Genomic DNA, 14,476 nt, shown 5'->3' on the forward strand with positions numbered 1-14,476 from the left:
TGGTCGCGTCGGTGGGAGCGTTCGCTGTCGTCGCGGCGCTCGGCGTCGCCGTGTCTGGGCCCGCGTCCGCCGAATCGGACGTCCAGCGCCAGCAGTTCGTGACGGCGGTGTACCAGGACCTCTTCGGTCGTGCTCCGGATCCGACGGGTCTGGCCGGGTGGACGGCGGCGTTGCGGTCGGGCACCCCGCGGGTGGCGGTGGCGAACGCGATCACCCACAGCCACGAGTTCCGGGCCACGCTGATCACGGACACCTACCTGAAGTACCTGGGGCGCGGGCCCGACCCGGCGGGTCTGCAGAGCTGGCTGGTCGCGATGGACGGCGGGGCCACCATCTCGCAGATCAGTGCGGGGTTCATCGCCTCGGACGAGTACTACGCGCGCAGCCACGACGATCCGATCCAGTGGGTCGGCGCGATGTATCACGACGTGCTCGGCCGGGCTGCGTCGGCGCAGGAGTCGATCGCGTGGTCGGACCCGCTGGTGCACGGGAAGGTGTCCCGCACCGCGATCGCGATGGGGATCCTGCTGTCCGAGGAGCACCTCGCGCCCGTCGTCGCGGGCTACTACCAGCAGCTGCTCGGGCGGGGTCTGGACCCGACGGGTCGCCGGAGCTGGATCTCGTTGCTGCAGGCCGGCACGCACGACGAGGACATCATCGGCGGCATCGTCGCGAGCTACGAGTACTGGACGAACAACGTCACAGCCCTCGATGTCCCGCCGCCGCCGGTGGATCCCAACCCACCCGTCCGGATCTACGTCTCGGGTGCGACGACGACCGCCGGGGCCCATGCCGCGTTGACGGCCGTGCTGGTAGACGCCGCCGGCTACGCGCTGCGCGACGTGACGGGTCAGACCACCTTCACCATCTCCGCCGGCGGCACGTGCTCCGCGAGCTCCTGCTGGGCTACCGCGGCCGGGGACTACAAGGTCACCGGCACCGCGGCGGGCTTCTCCAGCTTCAACACGCTGCACGTCGACCACGGCCCGGCGGTCTCGTCGGTCCTGCTGGTCGCCGGGCTGTCTGCGCCGGGTGGGACCGTGCCGACCGGTGCGTCCCCGGCGGTCACGGTCACACCGGCCGACGCATTCGGCAACCACTGGGACGCGACCGCCGAGATGACGGTGACGCTCGACGCGCACCCCTGCGCGGAAACCTGCGGTCCGGTCACCGCGGGGACCCACACGGTGTCGGCGGTGCCCACGGCCGGTTCGTCTGTCCCTGGTCCCACGGCGGTGACCCTCGTCGGCAAGGCGCCGACCGTCGCGGGCGAGCGTCTGTTCCAGTTCGGGATCGATTCGAACGGTGTCGTCACCGGTCCGACCCAGGTGGGTACCGGGACGTGGTGGACGTCGATCGCCGCGAGCGACTACCAGGCGATGATCCTGCGGTCGGACGGCTCGGTGTGGAGCGCACCTGTCGACTCGGCGACACCCACCACGTCCGTCGTGCCGGCGTGGGTGCCCGGGACGGGCACATCGCAGACAGCGTCGTCGATCTTTGCCCTGACCACCGGCTCGTTCGCGGTGTTCTCGCCGGGCGGGCTGAAGGCGTGGGGCACCAATGCCGACGGCGAGATGGGGACGGGCACGCCGGACGCCCAGGTGACCGCCCCGACAGCCGTCGTCGCCCCGGCCGGTACCACCTGGCAGAGCATCGTCGGTGACGAGAACTACACGCTGGGCCTGACCTCCGCGGGCGAGCTCTGGGCATGGGGGGACAACTCCCACGGCACCTTCGGTGACCTGTCGGCGAGCCGCGGGGTCCCGGCACGGGTCGGCACGGCCCACTGGAAGTCCGTCGCGGCGGGGTGGTTGGAGGCCGTCGGCGTGCGGAGCGACGGGACTCTCTGGCGCTGGGGTCAGACGCCGGACGTCGCGGGTCCGATCACCCCCCAACAGGTCGGGACGGCGACCGACTGGGCAAGCGTCGATGGCGACTTCTTCGTCTTCGGTGCGCTCACCACGACGAAGGAGCTCTGGACCTGGAGCGAGTCGACGTGGGATCCGACGCCTCCACGGCGGGTCACGGCGCCGGCGACGTGGAACAAGCTATCGATGGGGTTGCCCGCCTGGACGGCGATCGCGTCCGACGGCTCGCTGTGGACCGGCAATGTCGACAACGACGACCTGACCGTCCGCATGGGTACCGATGTCGGATGGACGGATCTCGCATCGATGTGGGGGAGCACCTTCGCGCTGAGGCCGTGATCGCGCGCCGGCATCACCGTCGGGGGTGTCGGGCTCCGACCATCGCTACAGCACGGACCGCCGGGTCAGCACCCGGAACGAGACGAAGCCGGGCAGGATCGGCAGCCAGAAGGTGGCGACGCGGTAGAGCAGGACCGCCGCGAGGGCGGGCCCGGATGGGACGCCGATCCCGGTCAGCGATGCCAGCAGGACCGCCTCGACGACGCCCACGCCACCGGGCGTCGGCGCGGCCGTCGCGACGGCGCCGGCGGTCAGGGAGACCAGCGCGACGGCGACGAACGTGGTCGAGTCGACGCCCATCGCCCGCACCGAGAAGTAGAGCGCGAACACGTACCCGAGCGGCAGGAGCGAGACGCCGAGCAGCAGCGTGACCAGCTTGACCGGGCTGGACACGACGATCCGCATGGCGTCGACGGACGACCGGACGGCCGGGACGAGCCACGCCCGCAGGAGGCGGCGGACGCGCGGGATCGCCAGCGCGACGCCCACGAGTGCCAGGACGCCGGCGACGATCGCGAGCACCACGCCGGCCGGCGGAAGGCTGTGCAGCTCGTCGGTCAGCGCCCCCGTCGAGCCCGCGACGACGGCGAACGTCGAGAGCAGGAGCAGGTGCACGACCAGCACCGCGGTCTCCTTCGCCGCGCTCGACGAGACCGCCACCGGGGTGACGAAGCCGCGCTTCTGCAGGTAGCGGATGTTCAGACCCACCTGCCCGACACCAGGAGGCGAGAAGGTGGCGACGAACGACGACGCGACCGCGACGCTCGCGGCCTCCCCGACAGGCACCCGGCCGGGCGTGCCACCGGCCAGGCCGAGCGCGGCGCCGAGGTAGGTCGCGGCGGACGCCAGCAGCACCGCGCCCGCCCACCACGGGTCCGCCCCGCCGAGCGCGGTGATCGAGCGCGGGAGGTCGGCGAACTGCGGGGCGAGGAAGTAGACGGCGATGGCCAGGAACGCGGCGACCACCAGCGTGCGGGGCTTGAACCGGGCGACCGTCTGGAAGTCGGGCTCGGCTGCCCCGGTCACCCGCCGGACCTCGTCGACGAGCGGCGCGATGCCGCCGGCGGCCTTGACCGCCGCACGCGTCCGCGTGGACAGGCTGCCTGGCACGAGCCGGGGCAGCGCGAGCGTCAGGGCGGCGTGGCCGAGGGCGTCGTCCGCCGCGGCGACGGCCCGCTCGGGACCGACGACCGCCGACGTCGCCGCCAGGAGCGCGGCGACGTCCCAGGCCAGGAGCGCGGCGTTGGCGGCCGGCTGGGCGTGGTCGAGGTCGGTGACCCAGACGGCGCCGGAGCTGTCCAGGGAGAGCCGGGTCAGGTCGAGCTCCCGGTGCGCGATGCCCGCGTCGTGCAGGAGGACGATCTGCGCCCACGCCCCGGCCAGGACGTCAGCGGACAGCTCGTCGAGGTCGCTGAGCAGCACGCCGTCCACCGCGTCCACCGCGAGCAGCGACTCACCGCGGGGGGCCGTCGCGACCGCGCGCACGGTGGGGACGCGGACGGCCCGGGACGCCGCCAGCAACAGGGTCATGGCCTCGGTGGTGACCAGCCGCAGCGGGTCCGGGTCGACGCTCGTCTCGCCGACGTCGCGCCAGCGCAGCCGCCGGTAGGCCTCGTCGAGGCGCGCGGAGCTCCATCGGTGCTCCTCCAGGACGCGGATGTCGACCGGGCCCTCGTCGGCCGTTCCACGGAACGTCCAGCGGGTCCCCGCCCGCGGCTCGGGGTCGCCCGCGAGGGGCAGCCCGGACCCCGCGAGCGTGACCCGGACCCCGTGCGGGGTGAGCCGCCCAGCGGTGCGTCCCAGGGCCAGCATGATGCCCGAGCCGACCACGCCACCGATCCCGACGGCGATGACGACGTCGACCGGCGCCGACGCGCTCGTGACGACCCGCAGCGCGATGAGCAGGCCGAGCAGGAACCACACGGCCCGCCGCCAGGGTCGGCGCAGGCCGCCGGTCGCGGTGACGGCCAGCGCGGTGCACCCGGCGAGGACGCTCGTCGGCGGCCACGACACCTTGGTGAGGTCCACGGCGTCGTCCACGCCGAGCGACGCCGACGGGATCTGCGGAAGGAGCTGGACCAGCCAGAACGCGAAGGGAGCCAGCGACAGCGCCAGGGCGCCACGGGCCAGCATCGCGAACCGCCGCATCACGAGCAGCACCAACGGCGTGACGAGCAGCGCCAGGATGTAGGTGACCTGGACCAGCACGAGGACCACCCCGAGCACCGACCGCGGTACCCGGCCGATGCCCTGCTGGACGTCGTCGGCGATCCCGCTCATCGTCGCGCCGGCGACCGTCGCGAACAGCAGCCCGGCGACGAACACGATCAGCCAGCCGAACCCCGCCTGCCCGTCACGGAAGCTCCGCCGGTGCCGGACGTCGACGTACATCGGCGGCGCGGCGGCTGCGTCGGACGGCGCGTCGAGCATCACTCGGGCACCGTATCCGGCTCGACCCCCGTGCGCGTGGTCCGGGGCGCCCGACGCGGACGCGTCGTCCTAGGTCAGCTCGCGCGGGAAGACGATGACGTCGACCAGGGCGCCGTTGCGCCAGACGGTGATCTCGATCCGGCGGTCGATCGCGTCCTCGACCATGAGCTTCTGCACGGCCGTCGTCGTGACCACGCGGTTGCCGTCCAGCTCGACCACCATGTCGCCGCGATGAAGTCCGGCCAGTGCGGCGGGGGAACCTGCCGACACGCCCGCGACCATCAGGCCGGTGGGTGAGCCGAGGCGTTCGGCCAGGTGCGGCGGCAGCGGCGCCTGCGTCCCGGCGATGCCCAGCCAGGCCCGGCGGACGCGTCCGCGGGTCATGAGCGTCGTGATGATCTCGCGGGTCGTCGCGTTGATCGGCACGGCCAGGCCGACGCCGATGCCCGCGACGGCGGTGTTCACGCCGACCATCCGGCCCGCGCTGTCGGCCAGCACGCCGCCGCTGTTGCCGGGGTTGAGCGCGGCGTCGGTCTGGACGACCTCGTCGATCACGCGTCCCGACGCCGTCGGGAGCGAGCGGCCGAGCGCGGAGACGATGCCCGCGGTGACGCTGCCGGCCAGCCCGAGCGGGTTGCCCAGAGCGATGACCAGCTGGCCGACGCGCAGCGCGGCGGCGTCGCCTAACGGGACCGGCGGCGGCGTGTCGCCGCGAGCGTGCAGGACGGCCAGGTCGGAGAGCGGGTCACGGCCGACGACGTCCGCGCGCACGGTCGTCCCGTCGGCGAACGACGCGTCCGCGACGTCGGCGCCGACCACGACGTGCGCGCTGGTCAGCAGGTACCCGTCGGTCGTGATCACGCTGGCGCTGCCCGCGCCGCCGCCGCGCACGGTCCGCACGCTCAGGCTCGCGACGCTGGGCAGCACCTGCTCCGCGACGGACACCACCGTGCGCGAGTAGGCGTCGAGGGCCTCGTCGTCGGTCATGGCGGGTACAGCCGTCGGGCGGGCCCGGATATGCCGGTGTTCGCTCGTGGCGTGCTCGCTACCCCCACATGGCAGGACGCAGCTCGGCGGGGCTGCCGGGACCGGCGAACCGTCCGGCGAGCTCCTCGGCACGTGCGCGGGTGGCGACGTCGATGAGGAAGAACCCGGCCAGCTGCTCCGTGACCTCGGCGAAGGGACCCTCGCTGGCGAGCGACCCGCCCGGGCGCCACCGGTGCACCGTCGCCGATCTCGGGTCCGCGAGCGCCTCGCCCATGACCAGCTCGCCGGACGCGGACAGCTCGGTCAGCAGCGCGTCGAACTCGCTGTCCATCTGCGCGCGCTGCTGTGGCGGCAGCGCCCGACCCTCGGCGGTGAAGGCCGTCGTCGGGTGGTCCCACGGGTCGGGGTCGGCGTGGATCAAGATGACGTACTTCATGGCTGCCTCCTGGGTCGATGGTGACCGTATGACGCGCGGCGCGAGGGCGCCTCGACATCGACCGCCGCACGTCCGAAACGGGCGTGTCATCTGCGCGATGCACGATGGCGGCATGCGGCTCCTCGTGCACAACGCCCTGATCATCCCCGTGTCCGACGACGGCCCGTCCTGGTTCGCCGGGTGGTTGCTCGTCGGCGACGACGGCCGGATCGCCGCGACGGGTCGCGGGGAGCCGGACGCGTCCCTGGTCGCCCAGAAGGACCGCGGCGGCCTGCGGTTGCTCGACGTCGGCGGTGCGATCGTCGCGCCCGGGTTCGTGTCCGCGCACTCGCACCTGTTCACCTCGGGCATGCGCGGGATCTCGCCCGGCTCGACGCTCTACCCGTGGGTCATGTCGATGGTTGAGGTGCTCGACAAGTGCGAGCCGGACGACGTCTACTGGTCCACCCTGCACGGCGCCCTGGACTTCCTTGCCAACGGCGTGACCAGCGCCTACAACTTCATGCACCCGCGGGTGACGTGGCGCTACGACCCCGTCACGGCGTCCCCGTTGCTCGGGCGGGTGGCGCCCGTCGAGTTCGCGACGAGGCAGATGGACGGTGCCGCCGACGCCGGGCTGCGGGTGATGAACGCGATCCGGCTGAACGACGAGGCCGGACCCGAGGAGGAGGTGCTCGGGGTGTTCGGGGACATGGTCGCGGAGTCGTCGTTGCGGACGCCGGCGGCGCAGCACCTCGGGGCGTCGGTGATGGGTGCCGTGCAGTGGGCGTCGGCGGCGCGGTCCGCCGAGCTCGAGGTCGCGATGATGCGCGAGCACGGGATCAGCAACCAGGCGCACTTCGTCGAGACGGCCGAGGGCATCGAGACGCAGCGCGAGAAGTTCGCCTGGTACGACGCCGCAGGGGCGTTCGGGCCGTCGTTCCTGTTCGGGCACTTCGTGCACCCGACGGACGCGATGGTCGAGCGCGTGGCGTCGTCGGGGTGCGGCGTGGTCTGGCAGGCGACCTCGAACGGGCGGCTCGGGTCCGGGTTCGCCGACGTGGTGCGGTTCCAGCGGGCCGGGATACCCGTCGGGATGGGGCTCGACGACCAGTCGTGCACCGACATCTCCGACCCGTGGGGCAACATGCGGATCGGCCTGTACACGACGCGCGCGATGTACACCGACGCCTCGGTCATGATGCCCGCCGACGTCCTGCGGCTGCACACGCTGGGGTCCGCCGAGGTCCTGGGCGTCGCCGACCGGGTCGGGTCGCTCGAGGTGGGCAAGCTGGCGGACTTCGTCGTCGTCGACCACCGCGCACCCGACACCGGGCCGGTCTGGGACGTGCTGGCCACCTACGTCCTCGCGTGCGGGCTGCGCAACCTCAAGCAGGTGTACGTCGGCGGGGTGCTGGTCAGCGAGGAGGGCCGGTCGACGAGCCCACTGGCTCATCTCGCGTCCGGGGAGCTGCGGTCGCGCATGACGGCGGCCGCCCTGCGCTGGGGCCGCGAGCTGCCGCTGACCGCGCTCGAGGCGTGAGGTGGGCGCGAGGTGAGCTCAGACGTCTTCGTCGCGACCGTGGTGAAGGTCGCCGCACTCGATCACGAGCACCCCGTGGGTCCGCAGGTACGGGCGGGCGCCTCGGTCGCCGCGCAGGGTGGCGGCCAGCGGCTGCCAGTGGTGGGCGCCGATGAGGACCGGGTGGCCCGGCCGACCGCGGTAGGTGGCCTGTCGGAGGTCGTCCGCGAGCGTCGTCCCGGGCGCCGCGAGCAGGCGGTCGACGACGGTCACCGGCGTGCCGGGAAGGTCGACCAGCGTCACGACGACGGCGTCGCCCGACGCGTGCGCGAGGCCCGTGCGGAGCGAGACGCCCATGCCCTGCGCCCAGTCGTCCGCCGTGACCGTCTCGACGCGCGCGTCGACGGGGACCAGGTGGCGTGCCTCGTCGGCACCCGCGCCGAGGACGACCACGACCCGTTCGCAGCCGCCGTCGAGGAGCAGGTGCGTCGCGTCGCCGAGCCAGCCGGGGACAAGAGCCTTCGGGCCGCCGTGGCGGGTGCCCGCGCCGGCGGCCAGGACGATCCCGCTGAGGACTGGCACGTCCCGTACCGTGCCACGAAGGTGAGCACATGATCCAGGACACTCCGTCGACGCGCGCGTCGCTGTCGACGGCTCTGCACGTGTCGCGGTGGGTGGCGGAGGTCGCGTCGGGCTGCCCGTACGCGTCCGTGGACTCCCTGCTGCCCGTGGCCGACCTGGCGGCGCGGTCGCTGTCCGCGGCCGAGGTGGACGAGGCGCTGTCGACGCATCCGCGGATCGGGTCGGCCGGGTCCGGCTCCTCGGCGTCCTTGAGCCGCTCCGAGCAAGCCGCCTCGTCCACCGACGACCCGGCCTTGGTCGCCGCGATGGCGGCGGGCAACGCGGCCTACGAGGAGCGGTTCGGGCGCATCTTCCTCATCCGCGCCGCCGGACGGTCACGGCCCGAGATCCTCGCCGAGCTGCAGCGCCGGCTGACCCTGTCCGACGCCGAGGAGTCGCGCGAGGTGGCCGACCAGCTCCGCCAGATCGCGCTGCTGAGGCTGCCGGTCCTGTTCGCTCCGCCGTCCGCTTCATCGTCTCCGGAGGTCTCATGAGTCAGCTCACGACGCACGTGCTCGACACCGCGCTCGGCAAGGCCGCCGCCGGGGTGCCCGTCGTCCTGTCCGCGCTGGTCGCCGGAACGTGGGAGCTGGTGGGGTCGGACGTCACCGACGACGACGGCCGCGCCCGGTCCCTGGGCCCGTCGTCCGTGGCGGTCGGCACCTACCGGTTCGCGTTCGACACCGCGTCCTACTTCGCGGCCACCGGGCAGGCGTCCTTCCTCCCGGAGGTCGTCGTCGTGTTCGACGTCGTGGACGACAGCCACTACCACGTGCCCGTGCTGCTGAGCCCGTTCGGGTACACCACGTACCGGGGGACCTGACCGGGTCAGTACTCGGTCCTCGTGGGGCGGGCGAGCCAGGCGTCCATCGGCTCCGAGGTGGTGGGGACCCGGTGGGCCGTGACCGGCATGGGCCAGGTGGAGCGGTCGGCGGCGAAGAGGTCGTAGAAGACGCTGTCGTCGAAGCCGGCGCGGGCCGCGTCGTCGCGGTCGGCGGCGTAGACCACCCGGTCTGCGCGCGACCAGAGGCACGCCGCGAGGCACAGCGGGCAGGGTTCGCAGGACGTGTAGACCGTGGCTCCGGCCAGCGAGAAGTCGCCGATCGCTCGGCAGGCCGCGCGGATCGCCTGGACCTCGGCGTGGGCCGTGGGGTCGTTGTCGCGGGTGACGCGGTTCTGGCCCGTGCCGATCACCACGCCGTCGCGGACCACGATCGCGCCGAACGGGCCGCCGCCATCCTCGACGTTGGAGGTGGCCAGGGCGACGGCCTCGGTGAGCCACCGCTCGTCGTCAGAGGCCGCGGGGTTCACGGGGCGCCGACCGAGCGGCTCCAGGCGGCGTCGGCCGGGGTGGCGCCGTCGCGGACGATCACGGCCTCGATCAGGCCGTAGGGGCGGTCGGCGGCCCAGAACACCTCGCCGGGGTTCTCGAGGCCGAAGGGGCGCAGGTCCTGCAGGAAGTGGTGCTTGTTCGGGGCGGCGAACCGCACCTCGACCACCTCGGACACCTGCTCGATGACCTGCGTCCCCATGTGCCAGAGGGTCTGCTGGAGGGCGAGCGAGTGCAGGGTCGCGAACGCGGAGAGCATGATCGCGCGGACCTTCGCGTACGTGGCGTCGAAGTCGAGGTCGGTGCCGGCGTAGCGCCACTGGGCGATCAGGGAGGTGGCCAGGACACGGTCGTCCGTCTCCTGGAGCGTCGTGTACTCGTCCTTCAGGAACCCCGTGAACTCGGAGCCGGTCGACTTCAGCACCGTGAGGTCCTTGAGACCGGCGATGACGGTCGTCGTACCGTCGTCGACCGTGACGGACGCGGTCCGGACCTCCTGGCCGCTGCGGATCCAGGTGTGGTCGTGCTCGGCGCCGTCGACGGTCGCGCGGACCCAGGCGTACTCCTGCACGTCGACGCGGGCGCCGGAGACGGGCGCGATGTCGTGCACGAAGTGCTCGGCCAGCAGGAGGGCGAACCGCTCGGGCGACTCGACGCCGTGCACCTTGGCGTACGCGAACGCCATGTTCTTCTGGGTGTCCGTCGGCAGAACCGCGGACTGGTCGCCGGTCAGGTACGCGGGTGCGAAGTCGCCGCGCAGGGCCGAGGAGACGTTGAGGTCGCGGATCTCGTGCCTGGGTGTGTCGCGCACGATCCGGACGACGCGCGTCTCGGCCTTGCCGTACTGGTGGGACTGCAGTCGGGCCGTCATGTGGGCAGTCTGCCCCGGTCAGATGACGGCCGCGTTTCCGCAGGCCGACCTGCGTGCGCGCTCGCGGGCGGACCCTCTCGCAGCCCCGGGCCGCTCATCCGGGCAGCTCAGTGCGCGTCCAGCCCGACGCGGTCAGGCGGTGCTCACGGCGGTGGCTCACGGAGTCCGGGTCTCCGGTCCAGAACGTGAGGCTGGTCGGGCGGACCAGGAAGCCCACCCAGGTCGCGGGCGGGTCGAGCACCGGGTGGATCGCCGCGAAGTCCGCCCAGGCGGCGCGGCGCTCGTCGGGCGGGAGCTGGGCGACGGCCGGCGTGTTCACCCAGGCGAGCTGCCGGAGGTACGGCGACCGCGCCGCGTACGCCCGGTCGGTCTCCAGCCGGTCGGCGGGCTCGGCGACGCCGCGCACGACGAGCTGCCGCAGCGCCTCGGGCCAGCGCAGCACGAGCGCGACGTCCGCGTGGGCGTCGAGCTGGGCGACCTTCCGCGAGGCCGCGTCGGTGTGCAGGTACAGCCCGGCGCGGTCGTACTCGCTGAGCAGCACCGAGCGGGCGTCCGGCGTGCCCGACCCGTCGACGGTCGCGAGCGTCATCACCGGTCGGTCAGGGTCGTCGTTGTCCGGCAACCAGTCCTGGAGCAGCTGCCAGACCTCGTCGGGAACGGTTTCGATCACCCAGCCACCCTGCCGGGGTGCGGCGCGGTCCGCACGGGGAGTCACCGCGGGGCGTCGTGCGTGAACGCAGCGATCTCGGTGAGGACGTCGACCGCGCGCCGGATCGAGGCGTCGAACAGGACCTTGCCTGCCTCGGCGCTCGCCCCGGTCGGGTCGCCGATGACGCCGTCGGGACCGAAGTCGTTGCTCAGCCAGCCGAACTGGGCGGTCGTGCCGTTGAAGCCGAGATGGGTCAGGGCGGCGATGTGCTCGGGGACGGACCGGCGCGCCTGGGACATGTCGACCAGGTCGGGGCGCAGGTGCAGGACCAGCGACGTCTCGCCGTAGCCGGCGTGGATGCCCAGGCCGTGCTCGTCGGGCTCGTCGGCACCTCCCGCGCCGGCGACCTGCACGCCCGCCGGCATCGAGAACGTCAGCAGTCCGTGGAGCCGACGGATCTCGCGCAGCGCGACGCCGAGCATCGCGGTGTTGCCGCCGTGCCCGTTGAGGAAGACGAGGCGTCGTGCGGGAGTCGTGGCGACCGAGCGGCCGATGTCCACCAGCGTGGCCAGCAGCGTGCTCGCGCTGACCCACACGGTCCCCGAGGCCCACGAGTGCTCGTCGGACTTGGTGTAGGTCAGCGTGGGCAGCTGCCAGACGTCCAGACCGTGTGCGGCCGCCTCCTCGACGGCCGCGGTGGCGACGCTCTCCGCGATCAGCGCGTCGGTGCTCAGCGGAAGGTGCGGGCCGTGGTGCTCCATCGCCCCGGTCGGCACGACGAGGACCGAGTCGGGACCCAGCAGCCGGGCGGTGGCAGGCCCGGACAGCTCGGCGAGCAGGCGGCTCATCGGATCGCTCCCTTGCGCGGGCCGGCGTAGTCGGGGTTGAGCTTGCCGGGGTTGAGCAGGCCCGACGGGTCGGTGGTGGCCGCCAGGGCGATCGTGCGCTCGACCTCGAAGTCGACGTTCCACTGGTGCGGGTTGTGCACGCCCACGCCCAGCTCGCCGAGCGCCGCGATCACCGACGCCAGGCGTTCGGGCCCCTCGTAGACGCCCGCGAGCATCCCGATCGGCACGGTGTGACCGGCCTCGATGTGCAGGAGGCCACCCGGGATCACGGCCTGGACCTCGTCGAGCCGGTCGACGAGCGCGTCGCCGCCCACCTCGAGGTGCACATAGGTGCCGGGGTCGGACTTCTGCAGCCACTCGATGGGGTGGTTGTACGACAGGACGGACAGCTTCAGGGACGCCTGGGGCCCGTCGCGCAGGTCCTCGACGGTGCCGCCGGCGTCGACGACCAGGGCGGTGGCGGCGTCCAGAGCCGCGGGATCGAGGATCGCCCGCAGGCTCGACCGACCGTCGGGGAGGGCGTCGTCCGCGGGCAGCGCCTCGGCGATCGCGGCAGGGTCGGCGGAGACCAGCCGGGGCGCCGGCGTGAGGCGGCCGATCTCGCGCAGGACGCGGAAGGCCGTGTGCTGGTCGTCGAAGGACGCGTAGAACCCGTGCCAGTCCTGCAACGGCTCGAGGCGGACGGTGACGCGGGCGAGGATCCCGGCGGTGCCGTAGCTGTGCACGTAGGCCTGGGCGTTCTCGCCGTCGACGTGGAGCAACGACGCGTCCGCGACGGCGTGCACGACGTCGAGCGCGACGACGAACCCCTGGTGGTTGGCGCCGTGCACGATGGTCCCCGTGCCGCCGGAGCCGCCGGAGAGGAACCCCCCGATCGTCGACTGCGCGGTCGACGGGTACATCCAGAGCTCCTGGCCGGTCTCGCGGACCGCGGCCTCGATCGCGACCATCGTCGCGCCGGCCTCGGCGGTCACCCAGCCGTCGCCGATCTCGACGATCGCACGGGCACGCGTGGTGTCGACGACCAGGCCGCCGGGCATCGGGATGGCCTGGCCGTAGTTGCCGGTGCCCTTGCCGCGCGGGGTGACGGGCACCCCGTGCGCGACGGCCGCGGCGACGCAGCCGGCGATCTGCTCGGCGGTCGTCGGGAAGGCGACCACGTCGGCCAGGCCGAGCGGCAGCAGCTCGAGGATGACGGGGGACATCTTGGCGCCGTCGACGCTCGCGCGTTCGCGGACGCGCGCGTCGGTGCTGACGCCGTCGTCGCCCAGGAGGGCGCGCAGGTCGGCGATCAGGGCGTCCAGGGCGGTGGTGGTCTGCATTCGGGTGGTGCCTCCAGGACGAGGACGAGCGGCGGGCCCGGCCGGAGCCGAGCCCGCCGCCGTGTGGACTGACGACGCGGCTCAGAAGCCGATCGTCTGGTCCAGGAACTGGTTGGTGTACAGGTCTGACGCCTTCAGGCCGGCCTTCGGCGGCGCGCCGGCGTCCGTGTAGATCGGCGTCATGATGTCGATGATCTTCTGCACCCGGGTCTCGTCCATGTCGCCGACGTAGGCGTTGTCGCCGTTCGACGCGATGTCGAGGTCCTTCATCTGCTTGACCGCGAAGTCGGCGACGCCCTGGGAGTAGACCCAGCCGTTGTTGTACTGCTTCACCAGGTCGAGGATCAGCGCGTTCGTCGTGGCCGGGTCGTTGATGTAGTCGACGTCCGCCTGCTGCATCACGGGGACCAGCTTCTTGAGGCAGGGCGTCAGCGTCGCCAGGTCGCCGGTGCGGACCGACATGGCCTCGGGGTAGAGCGGGAAGCCCGTGTCGTGGATGGTCTGCAGCTTGACGGCCTTGCCCCAGGCCGGGACCTCGTTCTGGTAGATGTACGGCTCGGCGGTGGCGAAGCCCTGCTGGGCGTCCTTGCCGGCCGCCGCGACGAAGTTGGCCGGCGTGCCGTCGTAGCTGCCGTCGGTCACGGACTTGTCGAGGATGCCGGAGCCGATGAGGTAGCTCATGTACGCGGCGCCGTTGAAGTACCGGATCACGCCGCCCGAGTCCTTCAGCGCGCTACCGAGGCTCTTGATGTCGGTGACGTCGGGGTACTTCGTCGGGTCCCACATGATCATCATCGGCGACTTGTCGTTCTCGGCGAACACGGCCGTCGTCGGGAACTTGTCGGACAGCTGGACCTGCTCGTCGGTGGAGACGTAGCCCAGGGTGATGTCCTTGTCCGTGTACATCTGTGCGGAGGCCTGGGTGAAGCCGATCGCCGGGCCGCCCGCGCGGACCTCGATCTTGACGCCGGTGGGCTTGCCCCCCGCGACCAGGTCACCCGTCACGGTCTTCTGGTTGGCGTCGACCGTGTAGCCCGGTCCGACCATCTCGTACAGGTGGCCGTGGTCGGCCTCCGGGTTCCAGTCCGTCTGCACCACGATCGTGGCCGGACAGACTCCCGAGAGGTCGACCCCGCCGGCGGCGGCGGTGGCCGCTGAGGTCGCCCCGCTGTCGCCGGAGCCTCCCGAGCAGGCGGTCACGCCGAAGGCGGTGAGGACGATCCCAGCGGCTGCGGCGACGACGGTGCGGTTGGGTGTGCGCATGGTGCTCT

General features: G+C 72.7%; 14 protein-coding genes. 4 read left to right on the forward strand and 10 right to left on the reverse strand.

Annotated features, from left to right (window positions below):
- Window positions 1-11: 11 nt before the first annotated feature.
- Window positions 12-2,210: a DUF4214 domain-containing protein gene (locus ACPPVS_RS05425; protein WP_426595012.1), complete on the forward strand. Its 2,199-nt coding sequence runs from the start codon at window positions 12-14 to the stop codon at window positions 2,208-2,210.
- A 45-nt stretch (window positions 2,211-2,255) separates the two neighbouring features.
- Here ACPPVS_RS05425 and ACPPVS_RS05430 read toward each other — a convergent pair whose 3' ends face one another.
- The 3 genes from ACPPVS_RS05430 to ACPPVS_RS05440 form a co-directional block, all read right to left on the reverse strand.
- On the reverse strand, window positions 2,256-4,640 hold the full coding sequence (locus tag ACPPVS_RS05430) for a lysylphosphatidylglycerol synthase domain-containing protein (protein ID WP_426595886.1): 2,385 nt from the start codon (window positions 4,638-4,640) through the stop codon (window positions 2,256-2,258).
- A gap of 69 nt (window positions 4,641-4,709) precedes the next feature.
- Window positions 4,710-5,627, reverse strand: coding sequence for a S1C family serine protease (locus ACPPVS_RS05435; protein WP_426595013.1), 918 nt, complete (start codon window positions 5,625-5,627; stop codon window positions 4,710-4,712).
- A gap of 58 nt (window positions 5,628-5,685) precedes the next feature.
- Window positions 5,686-6,063, reverse strand: coding sequence for a YciI family protein (locus ACPPVS_RS05440; protein WP_426595014.1), 378 nt, complete (start codon window positions 6,061-6,063; stop codon window positions 5,686-5,688).
- A 112-nt stretch (window positions 6,064-6,175) separates the two neighbouring features.
- Between ACPPVS_RS05440 and ACPPVS_RS05445 the strand changes: the two genes are divergently transcribed.
- On the forward strand, window positions 6,176-7,585 hold the full coding sequence (locus ACPPVS_RS05445; RefSeq protein ID WP_426595015.1) for an amidohydrolase family protein: 1,410 nt from the start codon (window positions 6,176-6,178) through the stop codon (window positions 7,583-7,585).
- Window positions 7,586-7,603: 18 nt separating this feature from the next.
- Here ACPPVS_RS05445 and ACPPVS_RS05450 read toward each other — a convergent pair whose 3' ends face one another.
- Window positions 7,604-8,146: a nucleotidyltransferase family protein gene (locus ACPPVS_RS05450; protein WP_426595016.1), complete on the reverse strand. Its 543-nt coding sequence runs from the start codon at window positions 8,144-8,146 to the stop codon at window positions 7,604-7,606.
- A gap of 29 nt (window positions 8,147-8,175) precedes the next feature.
- Here ACPPVS_RS05450 and uraD point away from each other — a divergent pair, with 29 nt between their 5' ends.
- Window positions 8,176-8,679, forward strand: a complete 504-nt coding sequence (gene uraD, locus ACPPVS_RS05455) for a 2-oxo-4-hydroxy-4-carboxy-5-ureidoimidazoline decarboxylase (protein WP_426595017.1) — start codon at window positions 8,176-8,178, stop codon at window positions 8,677-8,679.
- Window positions 8,676-9,008: a hydroxyisourate hydrolase gene (uraH, locus tag ACPPVS_RS05460; protein ID WP_426595018.1), complete on the forward strand. Its 333-nt coding sequence runs from the start codon at window positions 8,676-8,678 to the stop codon at window positions 9,006-9,008. The genes uraD and uraH overlap by 4 nt, the downstream gene beginning before the upstream one ends.
- Window positions 9,009-9,013: 5 nt before the next feature.
- On the opposite strand, the gene ACPPVS_RS05465 is transcribed toward uraH, so the two are convergent.
- From ACPPVS_RS05465 to ACPPVS_RS05490, 6 genes are all read right to left on the reverse strand, one after another.
- Complete coding sequence (locus ACPPVS_RS05465; RefSeq protein WP_426595019.1) at window positions 9,014-9,496, reverse strand: nucleoside deaminase; 483 nt, start codon at window positions 9,494-9,496, stop codon at window positions 9,014-9,016.
- A complete protein-coding gene (gene pucL / locus ACPPVS_RS05470) occupies window positions 9,493-10,386 on the reverse strand; it encodes a factor-independent urate hydroxylase (RefSeq protein ID WP_426595020.1) in 894 nt (297 codons plus the stop codon). The genes ACPPVS_RS05465 and pucL overlap by 4 nt, the downstream gene beginning before the upstream one ends.
- A 94-nt stretch (window positions 10,387-10,480) precedes the next feature.
- Window positions 10,481-11,056, reverse strand: coding sequence for a pyridoxine/pyridoxamine 5'-phosphate oxidase (locus ACPPVS_RS05475; RefSeq protein WP_426595021.1), 576 nt, complete (start codon window positions 11,054-11,056; stop codon window positions 10,481-10,483).
- Between the two features lie 41 nt (window positions 11,057-11,097).
- Window positions 11,098-11,883: a creatininase family protein gene (locus ACPPVS_RS05480; protein WP_426595022.1), complete on the reverse strand. Its 786-nt coding sequence runs from the start codon at window positions 11,881-11,883 to the stop codon at window positions 11,098-11,100.
- Complete coding sequence (locus ACPPVS_RS05485) at window positions 11,880-13,205, reverse strand: FAD-binding oxidoreductase (protein ID WP_426595023.1); 1,326 nt, start codon at window positions 13,203-13,205, stop codon at window positions 11,880-11,882. Before ACPPVS_RS05485 ends, ACPPVS_RS05480 begins: the two co-directional genes overlap by 4 nt.
- A gap of 81 nt (window positions 13,206-13,286) precedes the next feature.
- Window positions 13,287-14,468, reverse strand: coding sequence for an ABC transporter substrate-binding protein (locus ACPPVS_RS05490; RefSeq protein WP_426595024.1), 1,182 nt, complete (start codon window positions 14,466-14,468; stop codon window positions 13,287-13,289).
- Between the last annotated feature and the right edge of the window lie 8 nt (window positions 14,469-14,476).

The sequence above is a fragment of the Cellulomonas sp. McL0617 genome (assembly GCF_049994875.1).
In the GTDB taxonomy this organism is placed as follows: domain Bacteria; phylum Actinomycetota; class Actinomycetes; order Actinomycetales; family Cellulomonadaceae; genus Cellulomonas.

Coding starts and splice junctions, on each gene's coding strand:
- ACPPVS_RS05430 (WP_426595886.1), bottom strand. CDS start 4,640: ATGCTCGACGCGCCGTCCGACGCAGCCGCCGCGCCGCCGATGTACGTC.
- ACPPVS_RS05435 (WP_426595013.1), bottom strand. CDS start 5,627: ATGACCGACGACGAGGCCCTCGACGCCTACTCGCGCACGGTGGTGTCC.
- ACPPVS_RS05440 (WP_426595014.1), bottom strand. CDS start 6,063: ATGAAGTACGTCATCTTGATCCACGCCGACCCCGACCCGTGGGACCAC.
- ACPPVS_RS05445 (WP_426595015.1), top strand. CDS start 6,176: ATGCGGCTCCTCGTGCACAACGCCCTGATCATCCCCGTGTCCGACGAC.
- uraD (WP_426595017.1), top strand. CDS start 8,176: ATGATCCAGGACACTCCGTCGACGCGCGCGTCGCTGTCGACGGCTCTG.
- uraH (WP_426595018.1), top strand. CDS start 8,676: ATGAGTCAGCTCACGACGCACGTGCTCGACACCGCGCTCGGCAAGGCC.
- pucL (WP_426595020.1), bottom strand. CDS start 10,386: ATGACGGCCCGACTGCAGTCCCACCAGTACGGCAAGGCCGAGACGCGC.
- ACPPVS_RS05480 (WP_426595022.1), bottom strand. CDS start 11,883: ATGAGCCGCCTGCTCGCCGAGCTGTCCGGGCCTGCCACCGCCCGGCTG.
- ACPPVS_RS05485 (WP_426595023.1), bottom strand. CDS start 13,205: ATGCAGACCACCACCGCCCTGGACGCCCTGATCGCCGACCTGCGCGCC.
- ACPPVS_RS05490 (WP_426595024.1), bottom strand. CDS start 14,468: ATGCGCACACCCAACCGCACCGTCGTCGCCGCAGCCGCTGGGATCGTC.